This window comes from Listeria innocua (genome assembly GCF_028596125.1).
GTDB lineage: Bacteria > Bacillota > Bacilli > Lactobacillales > Listeriaceae > Listeria > Listeria innocua.
Map to the genome: position 1 here is coordinate 1,137,088 of NZ_CP117229.1, position 26,816 is coordinate 1,163,903.

Genomic DNA, 26,816 nt, shown 5'->3' on the forward strand with positions numbered 1-26,816 from the left:
AGAAGTCTCGTCCCTTTGTGGATAGAGCTTTTTTATTTTGTCTAAAAAGAAGGAGTGAACGGTATGTTAGAGCAATTACAAACGCTGAAAAGTGAAGCAGAAACGCAAATTAACGAAGCAGCAGACTTAAAAACATTGAACGACTTACGGGTAAAATACCTTGGTAAAAAAGGCCCGATGACCGAAATCATGAAACAAATGGGGAAACTTTCCGCAGAAGAAAGACCAAAAATGGGTTCACTTGCTAATGAAGTAAGAACAGCCTTAACAGAAGCGATTTCCAGCAAACAAGAAATTCTGGAAACAGCAGCAATTAATGAAAAATTAAAATCAGAAACAATCGATGTTACTTTACCAGGCACAGCGCCAAGCATCGGAACAAAACATTTACTAACACAAGTAATTGAAGAAATGGAAGATATGTTCATTGGTATGGGTTATGAAATCGCAGAAGGACCAGAAGTAGAACTGGATTACTATAACTTCGAAGCATTAAACCTTCCAAAAGATCACCCAGCTCGTGATATGCAAGATAGCTTCTATATTACAGAAAATACTTTATTACGTACTCAAACATCACCTGTACAAGCAAGAACGATGGAAAAACATGATTTCTCTAAGGGACCAATCAAAGTTATCTGTCCAGGTAAGGTATACCGCCGCGACAACGATGATGCAACTCACTCCCACCAATTCACGCAAATCGAAGGGCTAGTTGTTGGTGAAAACATCACTTTTGCTGATTTAAAAGGGACGCTGACTGTTCTCGCTAAAACCATGTTTGGTGAAGAACGCGAAATTCGCCTTCGTCCATCATTCTTCCCATTCACTGAGCCGTCTGTTGAAATGGATATTTCTTGTTTCAAATGTGGTGGTAAAGGTTGCCGCGTTTGTAAAGGAACAGGTTGGATTGAAATTTTAGGAAGCGGTATGGTACATCCAAACGTACTAGAAATGTCCGGTATTGATTCCACTCGTTACAGCGGATTTGCTTTTGGCTTAGGACCTGAACGTGTTGCGATGTTGAAATACGCAGTGGATGATATTCGCCACTTATATACGAATGATTTACGCTTTACGAAGCAATTCCAAAGCACAGAAACGGGGGAAATCTAATGTTAGTTTCATATAATTGGGTCAAAGAATTTTTCCAAGACTTCCCGTTAACGGCGGAAGAGCTAGGAGAAGCAATTACAAGAACCGGAATTGAAATTGAAGGCGTAGAAGAATTAAGCGCTAGTTTGAAAAATGTCGTGGTAGGCGAAGTATTATCATGTGAACGCCATCCAGATGCAGAAAAATTGAACAAATGCCTTGTCCAAACTGACGAAGAAGAGCCAGTTCAAATTATTTGCGGAGCTCCAAACGTTGCTGCAGGTCAAAAAGTAATCGTAGCCAAAGTTGGTGCAAGACTTCCAGGCGGACTTAAAATCAAACGCGCAAAATTACGCGGCGAAGTTTCAGAAGGAATGATTTGCTCACTTGCTGAACTTGGCTTTGAAAGTAAAGTTGTACCAAAAGCTTATGCGGACGGCATTTACGTTTTACCAGAGCATGTTGAAACAGGCGTGAGCGCAATTACTTTACTTGGCTTAGATGATGCGATTCTCGATATGGCAATTACACCAAACCGCGCAGATGCATTAAGTATGAACGGCGTAGCTCATGAAGTAGGCGCAATTATCCATCAAAAGCCAGCGCAACCAACCGAGCCCGATGTATCTGAAAAAGGTAAAGCGGACGATTTTATTTCTGTAGAAGTAGAAAATCCAACAGAAACACCTTATTATGCTATTAAAATGGTTGAAAACATCGAAATTAAAGAATCACCTCTTTGGCTTCAAACAAAATTAATGAAAGCAGGCATCCGTCCACATAATAACGTAGTCGATGTAACAAACTACATTAATTTATTATACGGACAACCACTGCATTCGTTTGACTATGATAAAATCGGCAGTAAAAAAATCGTCGTTCGTTCCGCAAAAGAACAAGAAGAAATTACCACACTTGATGGCGAGAAAAGAATATTACAAACAGGACACACTGTTATTACTAATGGAACTGAACCGATAGCAATTGCTGGGGTTATGGGCGGAGAGTTTTCTGAAGTAACTGAAACGACAACAACTGTGGCACTGGAAGGAGCTATTTTCAGTAGTTCATCTGTTGGAAAAGCATCTCGCGAATTATATTTACGTACAGAAGCAAGTATTCGATATGATAAAGGTTCTGATGCTTGGAAAGTAGAAAAAGCACTTGCACACGGCGGAGCACTTATCGCTGAACTTAGCGGGGGAACGCTTGTTGGCGGCGTAGTAGAAGTAGATAATCGTGAAAAAGCAGTAAATAAAATCGAAACAAGCTTAACACGTATTAACCGTATTTTAGGAACGGAGATTTCCCTTTCCGAAATAGAAACGATTTTTGATCGCTTAGGATTTGTATTAGAAGTTAAAGAAGACACATTAATTATTGAAGTACCGACTAGACGTTGGGACATTACAATTGAAGCGGATATTTTGGAAGAAGTTGCACGTATTTATGGTTATGATGAAATTCCTGTCACACTTCCAGCAACGAGCACAACTGGTGGATTATCTGACAGCCAAAAAGCTCGTCGTGTAATGCGCGCTTATTTAGAAGGAGCGGGACTTAACCAAGCATTAACGTATTCCTTAACTTCCAAAAAAGATGCGACTCGTTTAGCGTTATCCGATGAAAAAACAGTGGCGCTTTCGATGCCAATGAGTGAAGAACATAGCCATTTAAGAACAAGTATCGTCCCACAATTAATTCGTAGCGCAAGTTATAATATTGCTCGTAAAAATATGGACGTAGCACTTTATGAAATGGGAACCGTGTTCTATGCAACAGAAGGTGACAATTTACCAATCGAACAAGAGCATTTAGCTGGCTTAATTACAGGAAATTGGCACACGGCTGATTGGCAAAAAACACCAAAACCAGTAGACTTCTTTGTTTTAAAAGGAATTGTAGAAGGTTTAGTGAACAAACTTGGAATCGAAGCCGAACTGCACTGGAAGCAAATCGAAAAAGAAGAACTGCATCCAGGAAGAACAGCAAGCATCCAGTTAGAAGGAAAAGAAATCGGTTATCTTGGAGCGCTTCATCCAGCAGTGGAAGCAAGCTACGATTTAAAAGAAACGTATGTATTTGAAATTAATGTAAAAGCGTTACTTGATGCAACGAAAGAAAAAGTAGTTTATCATCCAATTCCACGCTACCCAGAAATGACACGCGACTTGGCCTTACTTGTGGATAAAGATACTGACCATGCTACGATCTCTCAAGTAATCAAAGAGCACGGCGGGAATCTCTTAGTCGACATTGAACTATTTGATATTTTCGAAGGCGAAAGTTTAGGCGAAAACAAAAAATCACTCGCTTATACATTAACTTTCCTTGATAGCGAAAGAACACTTGTCGAAGAAGACGTACAAAAAGCAACTAACAAAGTAGTGGAAGCATTACAAGCAAAATTACATGCTATTATCCGCTAGTTAACTAAAAAGAACTGAACTATTTGGAAAACATTTTCGAGTAGTTTGGTTCTTTTTTTGTACAGTGGAAATCTTGCCTGTTTTAACACTTCACTAACTAAAATAACACATGTTATAATGGTTAAATATGACAAACAAAAGAAGGACGAAAAAAATGACCTATGTAGAAATGAAGGACGTATCTAAATTCTATCAAATGGGCGAAAATGTTGTTACAGCTAATGATAAAATTAATTTTGGAATTAAAAAAGGGGAATTTGTAGTTATTGTTGGTCCTTCAGGTGCTGGGAAATCTACCGTATTAAATATCCTTGGTGGAATGGACAGTGCCAGTGAAGGGCGTATCATGGTAGATGGCCAGGATATTGCTCAATATAACGCAAAACAATTAACTAAATATCGCCGCACGGATGTCGGATTCGTTTTCCAATTTTACAATTTAGTGCCTAATTTAACTGCCAAAGAAAATGTGGAATTAGCAGCACAAATAGCGCCAAATGCATTAGATGCAGAAACCGTTTTAACCCAAGTTGGCTTGAGTCATAGATTAGATAACTTCCCGGCTCAGTTATCTGGCGGTGAGCAGCAACGGGTTGCAATTGCTCGAGCATTAGCTAAAGCACCCAAATTGCTTTTATGCGATGAACCAACTGGCGCCCTTGATTATGATACGGGTAAATCAGTCTTAAAATTATTACAAGAAACTTGCGAAAAGACTGGTACAACAGTTATTGTTATCACCCACAATACAGCGATTACGCCAATTGCAGACCGAATAATTGAAATTAATAATGCAAAAGTTCGGAGCATCAAAGAAAATACGGAACCAATGTCCATTGATGATTTAGAATGGTAGAAAGGAGCAAGCATTGAAACGTTCAGCTTTATGGAAAGATATCTACCGAGAAATATGGCATTCAAAAAGCCGCTTTATTTCAATTTTTATGCTGATAATGTTAGGTGTTGCTTTTTTCTCTGGACTAAAAGCAACTGGACCGGATATGCTTTTAACAGCAGACAATTATTTTAATAAGTATCAACTCGCCAATTTCAATGTCCAGTCAACATATGGACTAGATGATACGGATAAAGAAGCTTTAGAAGGTATTTCGGGAGTCGCTCAAGTAGACTTAGGATATACAGCAGATACTTTAATGAAAGAAAACAACATCGTTACAAAATTATATTCAAGCTCTGCAAGTGATAATTTAAATAAATATAAAGTAGTAAGTGGTCGTTTGCCGGAAAAATCAGGTGAGATTGCTCTGGATAACAACAAAGTTATTCAAGACAACATCAAAATCGGCGACAAAGTAACTTTTGTTAAAAATGATGGAAGTGAATTAACCCATACACTTAAAAAATCAACATATAAAGTAGTTGGCTTTGTTCGATCACCAGCATACATCCAAAAATCCGAACGGGGATCAAGTACTGTTGGGAAAGGAAAAACAGACGCTTTTGGTGTGATTCCAGAACAAGATTTTGATTTGCCAGAATACACTATTGCCAGTCTCACTTTTAATAATCTAGCGGATAAAGAAGCTTTTAGTGATGCTTACATTCGCACGGAGAAAAAAGATAACAAAAAAGTGGAGCAAGCTTTAGCAGGACAACCAGAAAAACGACTGAATAAAATTAAAACGAGCGAACAAAAAAAATTAGATGATGCCACAGCCGAAATCAATAAAGGAAAAGCAGAACTACAAAAAAATCAAGCCAAACTAGATGCTGCAAAAGCACAATTGGATGAAGGCTTTTCCAAGTATAATGCAGCAAAAGCTAGCTATGATGCCAAAATTAAACAAGGTGAATCAGAAATTGCTGCTGGTGAAGCGGAACTAGCGAACGCCAAAAAACAATTAGATGCCGCAAAAATGCAGATTAATCAAGGCGAAGAAGCCATTTTACAAGCTGAAAGAGAATTAGAAGAAGGCCTAGCTGCATGGAATGAGGCCAATAATCTCCTCAATACAGCAAATGGATACTTAAAAAATGCGCGATCAACCTTAGAAAATGCATTAAAACAACCAGATTTAACTGATTTTGACATCGACCGAGAAAGCTTAACTAATGCATTCAACATGGCGGCTTCAGAACTTGATATTTCAGCTGAAGAGCTCGCCGAATACGAAGAAACCATTAACACTTTGCTCGATGATTATGAAAATGGAGCCATTAGCGATGCACAAATCCGGGAAGCTCTGAACGCTGCACTTAAACAAGTTGCTGAAGGTGAAAAAGCCTATCAATCGGCTCGAACAGTTTTAGATGAAGAAAAACAAAAAATAGAGCAAGGCGAAAAAACATTAGCTAGTAAACAACAGCAACTTGAGCAAGCAAAAATAGCGTATCAAGCGGGATTAGCAAAATATCAAGCCGGTCAAGAAAAAATCTCCCTCGCTAAAAAGCAATTGGCTGATGGAAAAGAGACAGGCGCCGTAGAATTACAAAATGCACTAAAAAAATTAAACAATGGGCAAGCAGAATACAATAAAAATCTCGCACTATTTGAAAAAGAGAAAAAGGCAGCTGAAGCCAAATTAGCTAGCGCCGAAAAAGACGTTAAAATTGGCCAAGAAAAACTCGATGCACTTAAACTACCGAAATACTATGTCCTTGATCGTAACGATAATCCAGGTTATAGCGAATATAAAGAAAATGCCGATCGTTTAACTTCTTTATCCACGGCATTTCCAATCTTTTTCTTCTTAATCGCAGCACTTGTTTGTTTAACAACAATGACTCGAATGGTAGAAGAACAAAGAACGCAAATTGGAACATTAAAAGCATTTGGTTATTCGAACGGTAGCATCATTTTGAAATATCTTGTTTATGGTTCGATTGCAAGTATTGGCGGAAGTATCGTTGGAATTATAATCGGTTTCCAATTCTTCCCAAATATTATCTTTAATGCTTATAAAACAATGTATGAAATGCCTGCTGTCGACATCGGATTTTATTGGAGTTACAGTTTATTATCCATTTGTGTAGCATTATTCTGTACGACTTTCACCGCATATGCAGCATGTCGGGCAGAACTAAGAGCGAATGCAGCTACATTAATGCGCCCGAAAGCACCAAAAATCGGCAAACGAATTTTCTTAGAACGAATTAGCTTTATCTGGAAACGAATGAATTTTACGAGCAAAGTAACAGCAAGAAATCTCTTCCGCTACAAACAACGGATGCTAATGACAGTACTCGGTGTTGCTGGTTGTACAGCGCTAATTCTTACTGGCTTTGGACTGCGAAATTCCATTAGTGATATAGCTAAAATGCAGTACGGTCAAATAATGAAATATGACGCAGCAGTTTATCAAGATATGAGCGCTCCACCAACAGCAAAAGAAACGTACGATAACCTAATGGAAGATTCTAATATCAAAAGTAAACTAGCGATGTCGCAAACAAATATAGATGCAGTCAAATCAGGGCAATCCGCACAAGCGAGTTCCATCATTGTCCCTAAAAATTTAAACGAATTACCAGACTATATCGTGTTGCGTGACCGTGCTAGTCACACAACAGAAAAGCTAACAGATGATGGAGCAATAATTAGTGAAAAACTAGCTAAATTATTCGATATAAAACCAGGCGATTCGATTACTGTAAAAAATGCGAAGAATGATAAGTACAAAATCAAAGTTAGCGCTATTACAGAAAACTATGCAATGCACTATATTTACATGACTCCAACGTATTATCAACAAATATTTGACGAAAAACCTAGTTACAATTTAGATTTATTAAAGCTTAAAGACACTTCTGAAAAAGTAGAAACTGAGTTCGCAGAAAAATTAACAGATAGTAAATCTATTTTAACGATTACTTTCTCAAACAATATAAGTTCGATGCTAACGGATACTCTAGATAGTTTAAATATTGTCATTGTCGTATTAATTACTTCTGCAGCACTACTAGCCTTTGTCGTTTTATACAACCTTACAAATATTAACGTATCAGAGCGTATCAGGGAACTTTCCACTATCAAAGTACTCGGTTTTTATCCAAAAGAAGTGACAATGTATGTTTACCGAGAGAATATCATTTTAACCTTGATGGGCATTGTCGCTGGATTTATCCTTGGCTTCTTCTTGCACCGATTTATTATCACGACTGCAGAAGTCGATCAAATGATGTTCAGCCCTGCAATTGATTGGACAAGCTATCTATTCTCCGGCATTCTTACCCTTGTTTTTGCATCCATCGTCATGGTTGTGATGCACATTAAACTTAAACGAATTGATATGATTGAAGCACTTAAATCCGTAGAATAACCTTGAAAAGAACTTGCTATTTAAGCAAGTTCTTTTCATTTGACTTCAAAATAAATAAAGCTTAAACTTGGAAATAGTTAAGGGGGTGAACTTTATTTGGAAAAGCAAAAAGTGAAACAACTGATAAAGAGTTACCAACAAACTTACATATTCGCGATGACACATATACATCAGGCTATTTCTGAAATTTCAGCTAATACAGTAGACTTATCGATTGAACAATTTTTTGTATTGCGAGAAATAGCTACTGGTGATGAAATAAGTGCTACAGAACTTTCTGCTTGTCTAAATGTCAATAAAAGCGCAATTACACCAAAGTTAAAAAAACTAGAAGAAAAAGGCTACATTAGACGAGAACGAAACAAGCATGATAAACGCGCCGTTGTTTTAACCATCACAGAAAAAGGGAATAGCGTTTACGAAGAGTGTGAAAAACAATTAGAGTTACTCGTAAATGAATGGCTTGAAATTCTAGGGGAAGAAGACAGCGAACAATTTTTTGAGTTATTTCAAAAAATTAACAAGTCAGTTGTCAAACCGAAAAAATAAAAGGAGAGATTTGGCATGAAATGGATTATGAAACTCCGCTGGGCCATTTTAGCATTTTGGCTTGCAGCAGCAGTCGTACTAATGTTTATCGCACCACCCATGGCAGATCTTGTACGCGAAAAAGGCGAATTAAAGCTGCCTGATGGTTATCCGTCCTCACTTGCGACAGAAATGCAAAAGAAACACAATCCGGATGACAAAGGTTCAGCATACATTGCGGTGTACACAGCTGACCATAAGTTAACTGGAACTGAGTTAAACAATATTAAAAAATCACTTGATTCCATTGACAAAAATAAAGATGAACTTCACGTAACCAACGTTGTATCAAGTTTTAATCAACCCGAATTAAAGGATAAATTCTTATCAAAAGACGGTAAAACGATGGTAGCAAGTCTAACTGTAGATGACACAGATGCCTCTGTTAAAAGCATTCGAAACGCTTTAGACAAAAAAATGGATGTTAAAGGCGTTGATACTTACTTAACAGGAAATAAATTAATTCAAGAGGATGTTGTTCAGGGTTCAGAAGACGGTTTACATAAGACAGAAGGCATCACAGTTGTCTTTATTTTAGTCGTATTATTCCTTGTATTTAGATCTGCAGTAGCGCCGTTCATTCCACTTTTAACTGTAGGAATAAGTTATCTCGTTGCACAAAGCACGGTCGCTTTCTTAATTGACATCTTTAATTTTCCTGTTTCGACCTATACGCAAATATTTATGGTGTGTATTATGTTTGGGATTGGGACGGACTATTGTATTCTCTTAATGAGTAGGTTTAAAGAAGAAATGGGAGCAGGGCTAGATCCACGAGAATCTGTTCATGCAACTTATCGTACAGCGGGTAAAACAGTTATTTATAGTGGTGTAGCTGTACTCGTTGCCTTCACTTCGCTTTATTTCGTTCAATTTGATTTATATCGTTCCGCAGTCGCTGTTGGTGTCGGTATTGTCGTCTTACTCGCAGCACTTTATACACTCGTACCATTCTTTATGAGTACGCTCGGAACCCATTTATTCTGGCCATTAAATAAAAATATTAGCCACAAAGAAAATAAAGTGTGGGGAGCTGCTGGGAAATTCACATTTGCGAGACCATGGATTGCTTTACTCATCGTTGCAGCTATCACATTGCCGCCAATTTTACTGCATACAGGAACAGAATCATTTAACTCATTAGATGAAATTAGTGACAAATATCCTTCTAAAAAAGGATTTGAAATCGTTTCAGATAGTTTTGGAGCAGGACAAGTCGCGCCTACACAAGTTTTTATCGAAAATGACGATAACATGCGTACAACAGAATACATTGCGCAAATCGAAAAAATTTCCGATGATTTATCTCACTTAAAAGGTATTGATATGGTTATGAGCGCGTCACGTCCAGCAGGAAAACGTGTCGATGATATTTACATTAAAAATCAAGCTGGACAAGTAAATGACGGCGTTGGACAAGCAACTGACGGAGTAGGTGAAGTCAAAAAAGGCTTAGATTCTGCTAGCTCAGAACTTAAAAAATCAGAACCAGCTCTTGATAAAGCAGTTGCTGGAGTTGGCGACCTTCAAAAAGGTACCGTGGCAACCGAGCAAGGCATCAATCAACTTCAAGCTGCACTCGCACAAATTCAAATTGGAATTGAAAGTGGCGCAACCGGTGCAGGAGACTTAAAACAAGGAGTAGCAGAAGCCAAGTCACAACTCGCTTCACTTCAAAATGGAGAAGCACAAATTCAAGCAGGTTATGCAGAAATTCAGAAAAACTTGCAAAATGTAGCAGAACAATTAAAAGGCTTTGGAAATCCCAATTCACCAGCAATTGACACATCCAAGCTCGAAGCACAGTTTAAGAAAATCGGGGAATCGTTCCAAACATTCGCAGCAGCACATCCAGAAGTAAGAAACGATCCTAAATTCCAAAAACTAGCGGCTGATATACAAGGTCTACAAACAGCTGGTAATGAATTAAAAACAACTGCAGGACAACAAATGGCCGCTCTTCAAGCAAAAATGAAAGAACTAAATCAAGGTATTCAACAATTAGCAACCGCAATGAACCAATTAAATGAACAGTCCAAACAAATTTCAGACGGCCTAAGCGCATTTGGCACTGGACTTGGTCAGATTGAAACTGGACTCGATCAATTAGAAAACGGTCTAAATCAAGCCGCAGACGGTCAAGGTCAAGTCGTTTCTAAAATGCCTGAAATCTCTAACGCCCTATCTCAAATTGCAGCAGGACAAGGTGCACTAAAAGAAGGTTTTGCCGGAATTAGTGGACAAATGGGTGAACTAACAAATGGCTTAACTTCAGGAGCTGATGGATTAGGCAAAGTAGAAAGTGGTCTAAACACAGCGAACGGACTTATTGATGATTGGTCGAAAGTTCCTTACGCAAGTTCTGGAATTTACGTACCAGATGCGCTATTAAAAAATGCTGATTTCCAAAAAGTACTAGACCAATACATTTCTTCTGATGGAAAACTAGCTACGATTAATGTTATTTTGACAAAAAATCCATATTCGAATGGAGCAATGGATTCCATAGATGACATTAATGAACAACTCGCAGCTAGTATGAAAGGCACAAAACTAGAAAATGCCAAAATTGGTATTGGCGGAATGACTAGCGCTAACTATGATACAAGAGATATGTCAACAGCCGATTATCATTTAGTACTTGTTATCGTTCTAGCTAGTGTATTCGTAACCCTTGTTATCGTTTTACGTTCACTTGTAATGCCAATTTACCTTATCGCATCACTTGTATTAACTTACTTTGCGGCACTTGGATTTGCAGAAATAATCTTTATGCGAATTCTCGGCTATAGTGGACTAACATGGGCAACCCCATTCTTCGGATTTGTTGTACTCGTCGCACTCGGTATCGATTATTCGATATTCCTTATGTCACGATTTAATGAATATAATGGGCTTTCCGTTCGTGATAGAATGATAAAAGCGATGAAAAATATGGGCGGCGTTATCTTCAGCGCAGTGATCATTCTCGGTGGAACATTCGCCGCGATGATGCCAGCAGGAGTTCTTTCCTTACTTGAAATCGCAACAGTAGTTCTGATTGGCTTAGTGCTCTACGCCATCGTTATCTTACCACTATTCGTACCAGTTATGGTTAAACTATTCGGTCGTGGTAATTGGTGGCCATTTATCACAAGAAAAGGCGATCATCAAGAAAACGTACCACCGAAAAAATAATTAACAAACCGCATTCCTTTAATCGAGGAGTGCGGTTTTTAGTTTAATTTAAAAAGTTATTTTGCTAAGATGGGTATAGAGATGAATAAAGGAGGAAGGAAGCAAATGATAAAACTCGAAAATGACTGGGATGAGTTATTAAAAGATGAGTTTAACCAGCCATACTATTTAAAACTTCGCCAGTTCCTAAAAAATGAATACCAAACCAAAAGAATATTTCCTGATATGTATGATATTTTTAATGCTTTAAAACACACGGCTTATAAAGATGTAAAAGTAGTTATACTTGGTCAAGATCCATACCACGGACCAGGACAAGCACACGGTCTTTCTTTTTCAGTCCAAAAAGGTGTTCAAATACCACCATCGTTACAAAATATTTATTTAGAATTACATAACGATCTAAATTGTGAGATTCCAAACAATGGCTATTTGATACCATGGGCGGACCAAGGAGTGCTCTTGCTAAACACAGTTCTTACCGTTCGCGCCGGTCAAGCTAATTCGCACCGTGGCCAAGGTTGGGAACTGCTAACAAACCGCATTATTGAAATGATTAACCAGAAAGAAGAACCCGTTGTCTTTTTACTTTGGGGAAACAATGCAAAAGAGAAGTTACAACTACTCACAAATCCAAAACACATTGCTTTCACATCCGTTCATCCTAGCCCACTATCAGCTTCACGCGGCTTTATGGGATGCAAACATTTTTCAAAAACAAATCACTTCCTAGAGCAAAATGGCATCAAACCAATTGATTGGCAAATTCCTTCTATATAATTAAAAACGCCTCGTCTTTATTTGACGGGGCGTTTTATCATTTTTTTGCAATTTTCAAGGCTTTTTCTGTGTTAGCAAAATGTTGTTTAGTATATTTAGCTAATGTTTCTAGTCCAAATCGTTCAATAATTTCTGCTGCAACAACGTCCACGTGTGGTCCGGCACCTTTTGGAAGCGGGATGCCAACTTCTTTTGACATAGCATCAAAGGCTTGCACAAATTTATATCGAGCAATAATCGAAGCTGCTGCCACTGAAAGATGAAGTCCTTCTGCTTTCGTTGCGAAAAATACATCTTCTCGAATAATACTTGGCTCTTTTGCTAAATATCGATAGTAAGTATTTTTTTCAGCAAATTGATCAATTAAAATCGCTTCTGGTTTTATGGGAGCAAGTTTTTTTAGGACATTTTCAATAGCACGGTTATGTAGTAATGCTTTCATTTGGCCTTGGTTCATGCCTCTTTTTTGAAGTTCATTGTATTTAGGATTAGGGCAAAGTAGCACACTATGTGGAACGATTGGCATGATTTTCTCTGCTATTCGGCAAATTTCTGGGTCTTTCATGGCTTTTGAATCTTTCACACCAAGCTCTTTTAAAAGCGGCATCATTTCAGCGTCCACATAAGCTGCACAAACTGTAATTGGACCAAAAAAATCACCAGTACCGACTTCATCTGAACCAATAACATTTTTGGCGGCAAAGTTCGCTGGAAGAACGCCTTTAGAAACACTCGGCGCCTTCGTTTTTGCTTCTGGAAGAGTCGCAACCCATTTTTTTGCTTCAGCTTCTCCGTTGACTCCTTGGAACATTACTTTACGAGATTTGTAGCCAGTAATCGAAACACCAGGTTTTTTTGCCGCAAAAACGGCTCCAGGTGGGAGTTTTGGGCTTGAAAAGGGAAGATAAGTTTGTTTCATTTTTTCGAGTGTTGATTGATCGACTATGATAACTGTATTTGCGATAAGGCATCATCCTTTCAAAGTTCTATTGTAACATACTACGACGAAAGACTGAATATCTGTTAAACGGGTGGTTGACTCTTTTCTTTCCAGCTTTTTCGTGATAAGATTATGACAAGTAGCGGCCTAAATGAATTTGGGCGAGGAGGAATTTACGTGGCAAATGAGAGAAATAAAGTAGTGACAACAATTTATGGTAGAGAATATACGATTGTTGGCGTAGAAACAGCTGACCACTTACGAAAAGTAGCTCGTCAAGTTGATGAAAAAATGCACGAAATTGGCTCCCAAAATCATGCGCTAGATAGTGGTAGGCTCGCGGTATTAACAGCTGTGAATGCAACTCACGATTATTTAAAACTAGAACAAAAATATCTAGAGTTGGAACAAGAACTGGCTCGAATTAAAGGAAGAGATTAATGATTTTAAATGCGATTATTTTAATTTTACTTGTTTGCGGCTTTTTCGCAGGATTTAGAACAGGCCTAATCAAACAACTTATTTTATTACTTGGTTATATTTTGGCATTTTTTATCTCGTATACGTATTACGAAGATTTAGCGCCACATTTAACTTTTATACCTTATCCAGGTAGTGATACTTCAGATGGATTATCCATTATTTTACAAGAATTAAGAACAGAAACAGCTTATTACAATGTACTTGGCTTTGCGATTATTTTCATTGTGGCAATCATTGTTGTGCATATGCTCGCTTCCCTTGTTGGTGGCTTGACTAAAATCCCAGTGTTGCGTCAAATCAATGGATTATTAGCAGCTGTTTTTGGTGTTATTAAGTCTTATTTAATTATTTTTATTGTTTTGTTCGTCATGGCAATTTATCCGGCAAATTGGTCTGAAAACCTCATTGATAGCTCGACGGTTGCTCAGTGGATGCTTGAAAATACGCCAATTTTGTCCGAACAATTTTATGACTGGATGACAGATATTCTGCCAAAATAAAAGAAACATTCGATACCAGATGTATACTCTTAGCCAATTTTGGATAGGATTTCTCTGGTATTTTTTAATGACCAAGCGAGGGAGGAATTAAGATGGCTACGAATAAAAAAGAAATCATTCGTTTACTTGAGGAAATCGCCACTTATATGGAATTAAAAGGAGAAAATAGCTTTAAAATATCGGCTTTCCGAAAAGCCGCGCAAGCAATTGAACTAGATAGCAGAAGTCTGGCGGAAATTGAAGACTTTACTAAGATTAGCGGTATTGGAAAAACGACGGGTGAGATTATTCAACGCTATTTGGACAGCGGCGAATGCCCAGAACTCGTGGAACTAAAAAAAGAAGTGCCAGCTGGCCTCGTTCCACTTTTAGATGTACCAGGGCTTGGTGGTAAAAAATTATCACGTCTTTACCATGAATTAGGCGTAGTAGATAAAGATACATTACTTAAAGAAGCTCGGAACGGTCACATTGAAGCATTAAAAGGTTTCGGTAAAAAGTCTGCGGAAAAAATGGCAGAAGCAGTGCGCGAAATGGGCGAACGACCTGATAGATACCCACTAAATGATGTGTTACCAATCATTCAAAAAGTAGAAGATTATCTTGCTAGCATAGACACAATTGCAACCTTTGCTCGAGCAGGCAGTTTACGTAGATTACGAGAAACAGTCAAAGATTTGGATTACGTTATTGCTACTGAAAAACCAGAAGACGTTCAAAAAGCATTACTAGAATTTCCTCTGATTACAGATGTTATTGGGGCAGGGGAAACCAAAGTATCAGCTGTTCTAGAAGATAACATTACAATTTCAGTAGATTTTCGCTTAGTAGAAAAGAAAGCTTTTGCAACAACTTTGCACCATTTTACTGGTTCCAAAGATCATAATATCAAAATGCGCCAATTAGCTAAACAATCGAACGAAAAAATCAGTGAATATGGTGTGGAGCAAGAAGATGGAAGTATGCGTCACTTTGAATCAGAAGAAACGTTCTTTAAACACTTTCATATTCCATTTTTACCTCCAGAAGTACGGCGCGACGGTACAGAAATTGAACGGGTGACAAAAGATACGAAATTCCTCGAGTTAAGTGATATTCGCGGTGATTTACACATGCATACAACTTGGTCGGATGGAGCTTACGCGATTCCTGAGATGATTGAAGCTTGTATCGCTAAAGGTTATGAGTACATGGTAATTACCGATCACGGAAAATTTTTACGAGTAGCCAATGGTCTGGATGAGAAGAGATTACTTGAGCAACAGGCAGAAATTAAAAAAGTAGCTGCTAATTATCCAGAAATTGACGTTTATTCTGGCGTTGAAATGGATATTTTAGCAGATGGCTCTCTGGACTTTGATGATGACACTTTAAAACAGTTAGATTTCGTTATCGCATCGATTCATTCCAGTTTCCAACAATCAGAAGAAGAGATTATGAAACGACTAAAAACAGCCTGTGAAAATCCATATGTGCGTCTGATTGCTCATCCAACAGGTAGAATTGTCGTGAAAAGAAAACCATATCATGTTAATATGAAAGAACTAATCAAACTAGCAAAAAATACAGGTACTGCGCTAGAATTAAATGCTAATCCACAGCGCCTTGATTTAAATCGGGAGCATTTAGAAATGGCCCATGCAGCAGGCGTGCCTATCGCAATTAATACGGATGCGCACGATACGAAACATCTTGATTTTATGTCGATCGGAGTCCGTGCTGCAACGAAAGCTTGGCTAGATAAATCTGCAATCTTGAATACAAAATCAGCCGCAGAATTCAAACAATTTTTACAGAATAAATAACTTTTAAAAAGAAGGATGACTAATGGAAAAAAAAGTAGAAGCCATTTTAGAATTTGATAAAATAAAAAAACAACTTGCTGAATTTGCTTCTTCCTCACTAGGGGAGCAAGCGATTTATGAACTTGCTCCAGCTACAGATTTTCAAGTCGTACAAAAAGCGCAACTTGAAACAGAAGAAGGAGCCAAAATTATTCGTTTGCGGGGAAGCGCGCCAATTACTGGTCTAACAGATGTTTTTGCACATTTGAAACGTCTAGAGATTGGTGGCGATTTAAACGGGCTAGAAATCTACCAAATTGGTAGTAACTTGCGTGTAAGCCGCCAAATGAAAAACTTTATGAACGATTTACTAGAAATTGGCGTCGAAATACCATTACTCGGCGCACTTTCTGATGAACTTTTAGTATTAAAAGATGTAGAAGAAGATATTGCCATTTCAATAGATGAAAGTGGGAAAATATTAGATACAGCTAGTGAAGCGCTTAGCTCGATTCGTCGTACTTTGCGCCGGACAGAAGACCGCGTGCGTGAAAAGCTAGAATCTTATTTACGTGATCGCAACGCTTCAAAAATGCTAAGTGATGCGGTTATTACGATTCGAAATGATCGCTATGTTATCCCCGTGAAACAAGAATATAAAGGACATTACGGCGGCATCGTTCATGACCAGTCTGCATCCGGTCAAACGCTCTTCATTGAGCCACAAAGCGTGGTTGATTTAAATAATGAACGCAAAGCCCTTCAAGCGAAAGAAAAACAAGAAATCGAACGTATCCTAGCTGAAATTTCTGCTTCATTAGCTGGCTGGATTAATGAGATTCATCATAATACCTTTATTCTGGGTCGTTTTGATTTCATTCTCGCAAAAGCTCGATTTGGGAAAGCTCTGAAAGCCGTAACGCCACATTTGAGCGATACTGGAATCGTTCATTTAATAGCAGCCAGACATCCGCTTTTAGATGCTGTGAAAGTTGTTGCTAACGATATTTATTTAGGTGAAGATTTTAGTACGATTGTTATTACTGGTCCAAATACAGGTGGTAAAACAATTACATTAAAAACATTAGGCTTACTAACCTTGATGGCGCAATCAGGCTTACAAATCCCAGCCCAAGAAGATTCGACTATCGCTGTTTTTGAAAACGTATTTGCTGATATTGGCGATGAACAATCCATTGAACAAAGCTTAAGTACTTTCTCGTCCCATATGACAAACATTGTTTCGATCTTAGAAAAAGTAAATCATAAATCACTTATTTTATATGATGAGCTCGGAGCTGGTACGGATCCGCAGGAAGGAGCAGCACTCGCTATTGCCATTCTTGATGCAAGTCACAAAAAAGGTGCAAGTGTTGTTGCAACGACTCACTATCCTGAACTAAAAGCTTATGGCTATAACCGAGCACATGCAACCAATGCTTCCGTTGAATTTAATGTTGAAACACTTAGTCCAACATACAAACTACTCATTGGCGTACCCGGACGAAGCAATGCATTTGATATTTCACGCCGCCTTGGTTTAAGTGAAAGTATCATCACAGAAGCAAGAAGCCTCGTTGATACTGAAAGTGCAGACTTAAATGACATGATTTCAAGTCTAGAAGAAAAACGAAATCTAGCAGAAAGAGAATATGAAGAAGCGCGCGAACTAGCTCGTGGTGCCGATGCTCTTTTAAAAGATTTACAAAAAGAAATTACCAATTATTATCAACAAAAAGATAAATTACTCGAACAAGCAAACGAAAAAGCTGCTGGAATCGTAGAAAAAGCCGAAACAGAAGCCGAAGAAATTATCCACGAACTGCGCACAATGCAATTAAACGGGGCAGCGGGAATCAAAGAACATGAACTAATCGATGCTAAAACAAGACTTGGAAAAGCTAAGCCAAAAACAATTAACAAAGCTATTCCAAAAGCACCAAAACAAAAACCACATGTTTTCCAAGCTGGCGACAATGTTCGCGTCCTATCTCTTGGCCAAAAAGGCACACTTTTAAACAAAATTAGTGATAAAGAATGGAACGTCCAAATCGGCATCATCAAAATGAAAATCAAAACGACCGATTTAGAATATATCGAGCCAGAAAAACCGAAAAAACAACGCATTATCACATCTGTTCATAGTAGTGACTCACCAGCAAAAAGTGAACTCGATTTACGCGGTGAACGCTACGAAGACGCTATTCAAAAAGTGGATAAATACCTTGATGAAGCATTGCTCGCAGGATACCCTCAAGTAGCAATTATTCATGGTAAAGGTACTGGCGCGCTTAGAACAGGCGTCACGGAATATTTGAAGAATCATCGTATGGTTAAATCCATCCGTTTCGGAGCCGCAGCAGAAGGCGGGAACGGCGTAACAATCGTTGAGTTCAAGTAAACAACTGAGCAAAAACATGGCTCCAAATAGGTCTAGGTGCTATACTGTGTGTACAAAAGTCATAAGGAGTGAATTAAATCATGGTAAAAGAAATTACAGATGCAACATTTGAACAAGAAACTAGCGAAGGCTTAGTATTAACAGATTTCTGGGCAACATGGTGTGGTCCTTGCCGCATGGTGGCTCCAGTTTTAGAAGAAATACAAGAAGAACGCGGCGAAGCACTTAAAATCGTCAAAATGGACGTAGATGAAAACCCAGAAACACCTGGAAGCTTTGGTGTTATGAGTATTCCAACACTTCTTATTAAAAAAGACGGCGAAGTAGTAGAAACAATTATCGGCTACCGTCCAAAAGAAGAACTGGATGAAGTCATCAACAAATACGTTTAAAATTATGCTAAAATGAAAGAAGCTTAGAACAAACATTCTAGGCTTCTTTTTAAATGTGTAACTGGAGTTGATAAAATGTCTTCTGAACATATCCAAAATAAATTAGCGCTTCTGCCGGACCAACCTGGTTGTTATTTGATGAAAGATAGACAAGGAACAATTATTTATGTTGGGAAAGCAAAAGTGTTGAAAAATCGCGTGCGTTCGTATTTTTCAGGTACGCACGATAGTAAAACGCAACGTCTAGTCCAAGAAATTGTGGACTTTGAATATATCGTAACTTCATCCAACGTAGAAGCATTGCTACTTGAAATTAATTTGATAAAAAAACATGACCCACGCTTCAATATTCGCTTAAAAGACGATAAAACTTATCCGTTCATTAAAATTACAAACGAACGACATCCGCGACTAATTATTACCCGCCAAGTAAAGAAAGATAAAGGGAAATATTTCGGTCCGTATCCAAATGTCTACGCTGCAAATGAAGTGAAACGCATTCTAGACCGACTGTATCCACTTCGAAAATGTAGTACATTACCAAATAAAGTGTGTTTGTACTATCATCTCGGACAATGCCTTGCCCCGTGTGTATTTGACGTGGAAGCAAGTAAGTATAAAGAAATGCAAGACGAAATTGTGGCATTCTTAAACGGTGGCTATAAAACCGTTAAAAATGATTTAATGAAAAAAATGCAAGAAGCCGCAGAAAATATGGAATTCGAAAAAGCTGGTGAATTCCGCGACCAAATCAACGCCATCGAAACAACAATGGAAAAACAAAAAATGATGATGAACGATTTCGTTGACCGCGATGTCTTCGGTTACGCCATTGATAAAGGCTGGATGTGCGTCCAAGTATTCTTCATTCGCCAAGGAAAACTCATTGAGCGCGATGTTTCCCAGTTTCCATTTTACAACGATGCTGATGAAGACTTCCTCACATTTATCGGCCAGTTTTATCAAAAAGCAAACCATATCCCACCTAAAGAAATTTATTTGCCAGATGATGTTGATAGCGAAGCCGTTCAAGCCGTCGTTCCCGACACAAAAATCATCGTACCACAGCGCGGAAACAAAAAAGAACTCGTGAAACTTGCTTACAAAAATGCCAAAATCGCTCTAAACGAGAAATTTATGCTACTTGAACGCAACGAAGAACGGACAGTCGGGGCAGTTGAACGACTTGGTGAAGCGATGGGGATTCCAACACCATCACGCGTCGAAGCATTTGATAACTCGAATATTCACGGTACAGATCCCGTTTCTGCAATGGTCACATTCCTAGACGGAAAACCAAGTAAAAACGATTACCGCAAATACAAAATCAAAACCGTGGAAGGACCGGATGATTACGCAACGATGCGAGAAGTTATCCGCCGTCGTTACTGGCGCGTACTTAAAGAAGGCCTACCAATGCCAGATCTAATATTAATTGATGGTGGGAAAGGACAAATTGATAGCGCCAAAGACGTCCTAACAAACGAACTCGGCTTAGATATTCCAGTAGCCGGACTCGCAAAAGACGACAAGCATCGTACTAGCCAACTATTATTCGGTGATCCTTTAGAAATAGTTCCACTCGAAAGAAACAGCCAAGAATTCTATTTACTGCAACGAATGCAAGATGAAGTCCACCGTTTCGCTATCACATTCCACCGCCAACTACGCAGCAAAACAGGGTTCCAGAGCATTCTTGACGGCATTCCTGGCGTAGGACCTGGCCGCAAGAAAAAACTACTGAAACATTTTGGCTCCATGAAGAAATTAAAAGAAGCATCAGTTGAAGAAATTAAAGAAGCTGGCGTTCCACTTAATGTGGCAGAAGAAGTGCATAAACATATAACCGCTTTTAACGAAAAAGCCAAAAATACCGAACAAAAATAGATTTTAGATAAAGCTAACATACCAATGATTTTTTAGTTATTGGCATGTTAGCTTTTTTATTTCAGCACCTAAGATTTTCGCTAGGGGAAAAACAAAAGAAACTCACCCTTCCCTTCAACACATAAATGCGCTAAAATAAAACCATTGATAAAAAAGCACCAAAAAGTCAGGAGGAGCGAGATTGGGACTAGTAGTATTAAAATTTGGCGGAACCTCTGTTAGCACCGTAGATAAAATCGGAAAAACAGCAGATCAAGCCATTTACGAGAAAAAACAAGGGAATAAAGTCATTGTCGTCGTTTCCGCGATGGGTAAATCAACCGACAAATTAGTAGCGATGGCAGAAGAAATCAGTGAAGCTCCAGACAAGCGAGAAATGGATATGTTACTTTCCACCGGCGAACAAATCACGATTGCTTTACTTGCGATGACTTTAAAAGAAAAAGGACATGATGCTATTTCTTATACAGGATGGCAAGCAGGAATTGAAACAGAAGCAGTACATAGTAACGCAAGAATTGCTGATATTGATAGCGCGCGCATTGAGTCTGCACTTGAAGCTGGGCAAATTGTTATTGTTGCAGGGTTCCAAGGTATAACTACAGACGGCGAAATTACTACACTCGGCAGGGGTGGCTCTGATACGACCGCAGTAGCAATCGCATCCGCTTTAAAAGCAGAAAAATGTGCTATTTGTACAGATGTTGTTGGCGTATTCACAACAGATCCCCGTTACGTTAAAAAAGCCCAAAAACTAGAACAACTCACCTATGATGAAATGCTAGAATTAGCCAATCTCGGTGCTGGAGTTTTACATCCACGCTCCGTTGAATATGCGAAAAATTTCCGAATTCCGCTTGAAGTAAGAGCGAGTCATGAACTAGAACCAGGTACAATGATTGAGGAGGATTTAACAATGGAAAATACCAAAGTAGTCCGCGGAATTGCTTTTGAAGATCAAATTACTCGTGTAACCATTCACTGGAAACAAAAAGAAGCGATGCGCGTTTCAAAAGTTTTTACTAAACTAGCAGAAAATAACATTGATGTAGATATTATCATTCAAGGCATCACAGGTCTTGGTCACGGCAACTTATCCTTCACCATTAAAACAAGCGAACTATTAGCTACTCTAGCTGTTTTAGAAGAAAGTAAAGAACTACTTCAAATCGAAAAACTAGAATCCGAGCAGGAACTAGCGAAAGTATCCATTGTTGGTTCTGGCATGGTAAGTAACCCTGGAGTCGCTGCAAAAATGTTTGAAGCTTTAACTGAAAATAATATCCCAATAAAAATGATTAGCACTTCAGAAATCAAAGTTTCGACGGTTGTTCCCGCACGTAAAATGGTAGAAGCAGCACAAGTTTTACATGACCAATTTGAATTAGATAAATAAAAATAAGCTTGAATTAACGAGCTACATCCCAGTTAAGAGGGGTGTAGACAAGTTATTTCAAGCTTATCTTTTTAGTACCGTTCTTCGTTATCAATCGTTTCTTTACGATCCCATTTAACGATAATCGTCACTTGTTTTTTACGTTTATCTATTTCATCGTAACTTTCTGTATAGAGCTTCTTCTGTGTTTGTAATTGCTCTGCGATAAAACCAGCTTCCAATTTAAAAGTTGGATTTTCTTGTGTACGGAACCGCGAAACAACCATGTCACCTTCTAAAAGTAAACGCAACTCATCTTTCTTTTCCTTTAAAATACTAAGTGTCCCAAAAGAGGCTTCTTCAAAGAATTCTCTTATCTCTTCCATGGATTCAAGTGGGAATTTACGCGCTAAGTCTTTCCCAGCCCAGTACATAATGTGAGGCGCTTCATCTCCAAGGATTTCAGGAATTAAATAATCTCGCAGTACATCTAATCCAAAACTTGGAACGAGTGCTTTTTCCTCGTAATTATTCTGTTCATTTTCTGTCATTTCGGATACCTCACTTTCATACACCATTATAACCAAAATCACCCTAAAATGGAAAGCACAATAAATAAATTTCTATAAAAAACCTTTTTTCTCAAAAAAGACTTGCGAAAAAAGCGAAAAAATAAGAAAATGGAAGGTATAGATAAAAAATTTGGAAATTAATAAAGAAATTGAGGCGAGACTGTGAAACAAGCTATAGGCTTTATCGATTCGGGAGTAGGCGGTTTGACAGTAGTGCGTGAAGTACTAAAGCAGCTACCCCATGAACAAGTATATTATTTAGGTGATACCGCACGTTGCCCTTATGGACCACGCGACAAAGAAGAAGTAGCTCAGTTTACTTGGGAAATGACCAATTTTCTCGTAGATCGTGGCATCAAAATGCTCGTTATTGCATGTAATACTGCAACAGCAGCAGCACTATATGACATTCGTGAAAAACTGGATATTCCTGTTATTGGAGTTATTCAACCTGGCTCAAGAGCAGCTCTTAAAGCAACAAGAAACAACAAAATTGGCGTATTAGGAACGCTTGGCACAGTCGAAAGCATGGCTTACCCAACAGCGCTTAAAGGACTAAACCGCCGAGTAGAAGTAGATTCACTCGCATGTCCGAAATTTGTATCCGTTGTAGAATCTGGCGAGTATAAAAGCGCCATTGCAAAAAAAGTTGTAGCCGAATCGCTCTTACCACTGAAAAGTACCAAGATTGATACGGTGATTTTGGGTTGCACACATTACCCACTTTTAAAACCAATTATCGAAAACTTTATGGGAGATGGCGTTGCGGTCATTAACTCCGGCGAAGAAACTGCTAGCGAAGTCAGTGCTTTACTGGATTACCATAATTTATTAGATGCGACAGACGATGAAATTGAACATCGTTTTTTCACCACTGGTTCCACACAAATTTTCAAAGATATTGCAAAAGACTGGTTAAATATGCCAGATATGACAGTAGAACATATAAAATTAGGAAAATAAGAGGTGCCACTAATGAGATTTGATGGAAGAGAAAAGAATGCATTACGAGAAATCGAAGTAACACCTGATTACTTAATGCACCCAGAAGGTTCTGTTTTAATCGCATCAGGAAATACAAAAGTTATCTGTTCTGCAAGTGTAGAAACAAAAGTACCACCATTTATGCGCGGGGAAGGTCGTGGCTGGATATCTGCTGAATATTCCATGTTACCACGAGCAACGAATACACGTAATATCCGCGAATCTTCTAAAGGAAAAGTAACTGGAAGAACAATGGAAATTCAACGTTTAATTGGACGGGCTTTACGTGCCGTGGTTGACTTAGACGCACTTGGTGAACGAACAATTTGGTTAGACTGTGATGTTATCCAAGCAGACGGAGGAACACGCACAGCCTCTATTACTGGCGCATTTATTGCAATGGTCATGGCGATTGCAAAACTAGATGAAGAAGTTCCGTTCACGAAATTTCCTGTCAAAGATTTTCTTGCAGCTACAAGTGTTGGCGTTTTAGAAGAAGGCGGAACAGTACTTGACCTTAACTACGTAGAAGATAGCGCGGCACAAGTCGATATGAATATCATTATGACTGGTAGCGGAGCCTTTGTAGAACTCCAAGGAACAGGCGAAGAAGCTACTTTTTCAGAAGCCGAACTTGCTGAACTAATCGCTCTAGGTAAAAAAGGAATAAGCGAACTAATCGAAATCCAAAAAGAAACACTCGGCGACAAAATCACAGCGCGGATTAAAGGAGAATAAAAAATGAGTAAAATTATTATTGCCACCGCAAATAAAGGAAAAGCAAAAGAATTCGAAAAAATCTTTGCGAAGTTTAATATCGAAGTTGCTACCCTTGCTGATTTTCCAGAAATTGGTGAAATTGAAGAAACAGGCACGACCTTTGCTGAAAATGCTGCTCTTAAAGCAGAAACGGTCGCTAGCTTGCTAAATCAAACAGTTATTGCTGATGATTCAGGTTTAATTGTAGACGCGCTTAACGGAGCTCCTGGTGTCTATTCTGCACGCTATGCTGGGGTCGCTCATGATGATGCAAAAAATAATGAAAAACTACTTAAAAATTTAGAAGGCGTAGAACCAGCAAAAAGAACCGCTCGTTTCCACTGTACACTTGCTGTAGCTACACCCTCTGAGAAAACAAGCTTCTATACAGGAGAGGTAGAAGGCATTATCGCAGAACAACTATGCGGTACAAACGGCTTCGGTTATGATCCACTATTTTTCTTACCAGAATTCGGTCTTACAATGGCAGAAATTCCAGCAGAGAAAAAGAATGAAATCAGCCACCGAGCTAATGCTATTAAACAGCTAGAAAAAGATTTAGCAGAAGTTGTAGAAAAAGTTACTAAAAAGTGAGAGAATAAGTAACAGAGCACTAGGGGGAGGAAATAAAATGAAATTATTAGTAGTTAGCGACAGCCACTCAGAACGTGACTGCTTAATCCATCTTAAAGAAAAATACGAAAATACAGTCGATGCCATGATTCATTGTGGGGATTCTGAATTAGAAGCTGATGATCCAGCGATTCAAGGATTTCATACTGTTCGAGGCAACTGTGATTTTGGCGGAGGCTTTCCAAATGATTGGGTAGGGGAAGTGGATGGCTATCGTATATTCACCACACACGGACATCTTTATAACATCAAAATGACACTTATGAACTTACGCTACCGAGCTCGCGAATTAAACGCTGATTTCGCATTCTTTGGTCATTCTCATGAACTAGGCGTTGATATGCTAGATGACACCATCATTTTAAACCCAGGAAGCATTTCCTTACCAAGAGGTCGCATTCGCATTAAAACATACGCACTCATCGACTCTACACCAGAAGGAATCAAAGTTCGCTTCATGGATCGTGACGATAACGAACTAACTGACCTAACACAAGTTTTTCCTTTAACAAAGCACAACTAGGTCAAAAGACACCCAAAAAAGAAAAAATGCAATAACTTAAAGAAAACCATTGACAAACAAGCAATTTAAACATAAAATGGTATTTGGCTGTTGAAAAAACAGTGCCATTTGTCCTGATAGCTCAGCTGGATAGAGCAACGGCCTTCTAAGCCGTCGGTCGGGGGTTCGAATCCCTCTCAGGACGTTAAATAAAGCACCATAAACGTGGTAATACAATGTTTATGGTGCTTTTTGATTTGCGGAAGTTCAAATAATGGTATTCAAGCAGTTGTGTCTATTAAGAGGGGAAGACAACATCGAATGCCTCTTACAAATAATAAAAGTTACTCTAATATGTCTTTTAGTAAATAATATAGGTGGAGACTGATAAAAATCATATGAAATTCTTGTTTGATTTTATAAGTTAATTAGTTAAATAAAAAAGGGGATTTCATTTAAAAAAACAACATATATTTTAAGTGAATATGTATTTTTCGAGATATTCGAGAAGAGTAAAGCATAAATCGTGTATAATAAACTATATTACGTGTTATCTTGTGATTAATTACACAATATTGCACCTATCGTTTAAGAAAAAGTTTAAGTAAGCTCTTTTTTTGTTGTTCATGACTAGAAACGGACATTTCATTATATTTTTGGTTATACATTAACTTATTGTATTACGATGAAACTAGACTAGGAGGAGGGAGAAAAACATGAAAAAAGGATTTTTTTACGCTATTTTTATTCTCTTAGTAATAATAGCAAGTACATTATTTGCTCTCAACATCATTTCCAGTGTAGGATGGATGGCTAGTGTTTTTTGTTTAGTGATAGTCGCTATAATATTTACGAACATGACAAAAAAACGGACATAACGGAGGGAAAAACGGTTATACTTTAGAGCATTAGATCGTATTAGCAGATGCTCTTAAAACGCTAAACAGTAAAATAAAAAATCTCTAAAACATTTGAAACCCTTTGTAATTAAAAGGTGAATGTTTTAGAGATTTTTTTATCTTGCATTTCCCATTTTTATTCCGTTGTTTTTGTGGCAAATTTTATTAAAACTAGTTCAAGTAATTACGAATCTCATTGGAAGCGAAGAACTACTTTATAAAATAGTCAAAAATTAGGACAAGCAGATTATTGAGATGATTGATCCTTTACTTTAATAATAATTTTTATGTAAACTCATCCCTTATTAGGTGTTCTATTGTATGACTTGAGAGTAGTTTTTTTGAGAATTTCAAGC

20 protein-coding genes, 1 tRNA gene and 1 other annotated feature (1 of these 22 running past the window's edge) are annotated in these 26,816 nt (G+C 38.2%); of the genes, 19 read left to right on the forward strand and 2 right to left on the reverse strand.

Annotated features, from left to right (window positions below):
• Positions 1-18 (forward strand) — a binding site (T-box leader) (it extends 211 nt beyond the left edge of the window).
• Positions 19-63: 45 nt separating this feature from the next.
• From pheS to PQQ29_RS06305, 7 genes are all read left to right on the forward strand, one after another.
• On the forward strand, positions 64-1,116 hold the full coding sequence (gene pheS / locus PQQ29_RS06275) for a phenylalanine--tRNA ligase subunit alpha (RefSeq protein ID WP_003761856.1): 1,053 nt from the start codon (positions 64-66) through the stop codon (positions 1,114-1,116).
• Positions 1,116-3,524 carry a phenylalanine--tRNA ligase subunit beta gene (pheT, locus tag PQQ29_RS06280; RefSeq protein ID WP_033533109.1) on the forward strand — a complete coding sequence of 803 codons (2,409 nt, stop codon included), beginning with the start codon at positions 1,116-1,118 and terminating at the stop codon, positions 3,522-3,524. Before pheS ends, pheT begins: the two co-directional genes overlap by 1 nt.
• Before the next feature lie 154 nt (positions 3,525-3,678).
• On the forward strand, positions 3,679-4,380 hold the full coding sequence (locus PQQ29_RS06285; RefSeq protein WP_003761859.1) for an ABC transporter ATP-binding protein: 702 nt from the start codon (positions 3,679-3,681) through the stop codon (positions 4,378-4,380).
• A gap of 13 nt (positions 4,381-4,393) precedes the next feature.
• Complete coding sequence (locus PQQ29_RS06290) at positions 4,394-7,804, forward strand: FtsX-like permease family protein (protein ID WP_010990818.1); 3,411 nt, start codon at positions 4,394-4,396, stop codon at positions 7,802-7,804.
• A 96-nt stretch (positions 7,805-7,900) separates the two neighbouring features.
• Positions 7,901-8,353 carry a MarR family winged helix-turn-helix transcriptional regulator gene (locus tag PQQ29_RS06295; protein ID WP_003771528.1) on the forward strand — a complete coding sequence of 151 codons (453 nt, stop codon included), beginning with the start codon at positions 7,901-7,903 and terminating at the stop codon, positions 8,351-8,353.
• A 15-nt stretch (positions 8,354-8,368) separates the two neighbouring features.
• Positions 8,369-11,569: an MMPL family transporter gene (locus PQQ29_RS06300; RefSeq protein ID WP_010990819.1), complete on the forward strand. Its 3,201-nt coding sequence runs from the start codon at positions 8,369-8,371 to the stop codon at positions 11,567-11,569.
• A 105-nt stretch (positions 11,570-11,674) separates the two neighbouring features.
• Positions 11,675-12,349 (forward strand): uracil-DNA glycosylase, encoded by a 675-nt coding sequence (locus PQQ29_RS06305; RefSeq protein ID WP_010990820.1) that lies wholly within the window; start codon positions 11,675-11,677, stop codon positions 12,347-12,349.
• A 37-nt stretch (positions 12,350-12,386) separates the two neighbouring features.
• On the opposite strand, the gene rnhC is transcribed toward PQQ29_RS06305, so the two are convergent.
• A complete protein-coding gene (gene rnhC / locus PQQ29_RS06310) occupies positions 12,387-13,313 on the reverse strand; it encodes a ribonuclease HIII (protein WP_010990821.1) in 927 nt (308 codons plus the stop codon).
• 153 nt (positions 13,314-13,466) lie between these two features.
• Here rnhC and zapA point away from each other — a divergent pair, with 153 nt between their 5' ends.
• The 7 genes from zapA to PQQ29_RS06345 all read left to right on the forward strand — a co-directional run bounded on the left by zapA (position 13,467) and on the right by PQQ29_RS06345 (position 22,132).
• The gene (zapA, locus tag PQQ29_RS06315; RefSeq protein WP_003761872.1) at positions 13,467-13,730 is read left to right on the forward strand and encodes a cell division protein ZapA; all 264 of its coding nucleotides are present in this window, start codon (positions 13,467-13,469) and stop codon (positions 13,728-13,730) included.
• Entirely contained in the window at positions 13,730-14,272 is a 543-nt protein-coding gene (locus PQQ29_RS06320; RefSeq protein WP_003766594.1) for a CvpA family protein, read from the forward strand. Before zapA ends, PQQ29_RS06320 begins: the two co-directional genes overlap by 1 nt.
• 92 nt (positions 14,273-14,364) lie before the next feature.
• Positions 14,365-16,077: a DNA polymerase/3'-5' exonuclease PolX gene (polX, locus tag PQQ29_RS06325; RefSeq protein WP_010990822.1), complete on the forward strand. Its 1,713-nt coding sequence runs from the start codon at positions 14,365-14,367 to the stop codon at positions 16,075-16,077.
• 22 nt (positions 16,078-16,099) lie between these two features.
• Positions 16,100-18,457, forward strand: a complete 2,358-nt coding sequence (locus PQQ29_RS06330; RefSeq protein WP_003771537.1) for an endonuclease MutS2 — start codon at positions 16,100-16,102, stop codon at positions 18,455-18,457.
• Between the two features lie 80 nt (positions 18,458-18,537).
• Positions 18,538-18,849, forward strand: coding sequence for a thioredoxin (gene trxA / locus PQQ29_RS06335; protein ID WP_003723853.1), 312 nt, complete (start codon positions 18,538-18,540; stop codon positions 18,847-18,849).
• 75 nt (positions 18,850-18,924) lie between these two features.
• Complete coding sequence (uvrC, locus tag PQQ29_RS06340) at positions 18,925-20,736, forward strand: excinuclease ABC subunit UvrC (RefSeq protein WP_187984098.1); 1,812 nt, start codon at positions 18,925-18,927, stop codon at positions 20,734-20,736.
• A gap of 181 nt (positions 20,737-20,917) precedes the next feature.
• A complete protein-coding gene (locus tag PQQ29_RS06345) occupies positions 20,918-22,132 on the forward strand; it encodes an aspartate kinase (protein ID WP_003761883.1) in 1,215 nt (404 codons plus the stop codon).
• Between the two features lie 71 nt (positions 22,133-22,203).
• Here the strand turns inward: PQQ29_RS06345 and PQQ29_RS06350 are convergent, their stop codons facing one another.
• Positions 22,204-22,698, reverse strand: coding sequence for a YslB family protein (locus PQQ29_RS06350; protein WP_072218612.1), 495 nt, complete (start codon positions 22,696-22,698; stop codon positions 22,204-22,206).
• A 147-nt stretch (positions 22,699-22,845) separates the two neighbouring features.
• On the opposite strand from PQQ29_RS06350, the gene racE reads away from it, so the two are divergent.
• The 5 genes from racE (at position 22,846) to PQQ29_RS06375 (ending at position 25,766) form a co-directional block, all read left to right on the forward strand.
• Positions 22,846-23,646, forward strand: coding sequence for a glutamate racemase (racE, locus tag PQQ29_RS06355; protein WP_003761886.1), 801 nt, complete (start codon positions 22,846-22,848; stop codon positions 23,644-23,646).
• A gap of 12 nt (positions 23,647-23,658) precedes the next feature.
• Positions 23,659-24,405, forward strand: coding sequence for a ribonuclease PH (gene rph / locus PQQ29_RS06360; RefSeq protein WP_003761888.1), 747 nt, complete (start codon positions 23,659-23,661; stop codon positions 24,403-24,405).
• A 3-nt stretch (positions 24,406-24,408) separates the two neighbouring features.
• Positions 24,409-25,020 carry an XTP/dITP diphosphatase gene (locus PQQ29_RS06365; RefSeq protein WP_003761890.1) on the forward strand — a complete coding sequence of 204 codons (612 nt, stop codon included), beginning with the start codon at positions 24,409-24,411 and terminating at the stop codon, positions 25,018-25,020.
• A 37-nt stretch (positions 25,021-25,057) separates the two neighbouring features.
• Positions 25,058-25,582: a metallophosphoesterase gene (locus PQQ29_RS06370; RefSeq protein WP_003761892.1), complete on the forward strand. Its 525-nt coding sequence runs from the start codon at positions 25,058-25,060 to the stop codon at positions 25,580-25,582.
• Between the two features lie 110 nt (positions 25,583-25,692).
• A tRNA-Arg gene (locus PQQ29_RS06375) sits at positions 25,693-25,766 on the forward strand.
• Positions 25,767-26,816 lie beyond the last annotated feature (1,050 nt).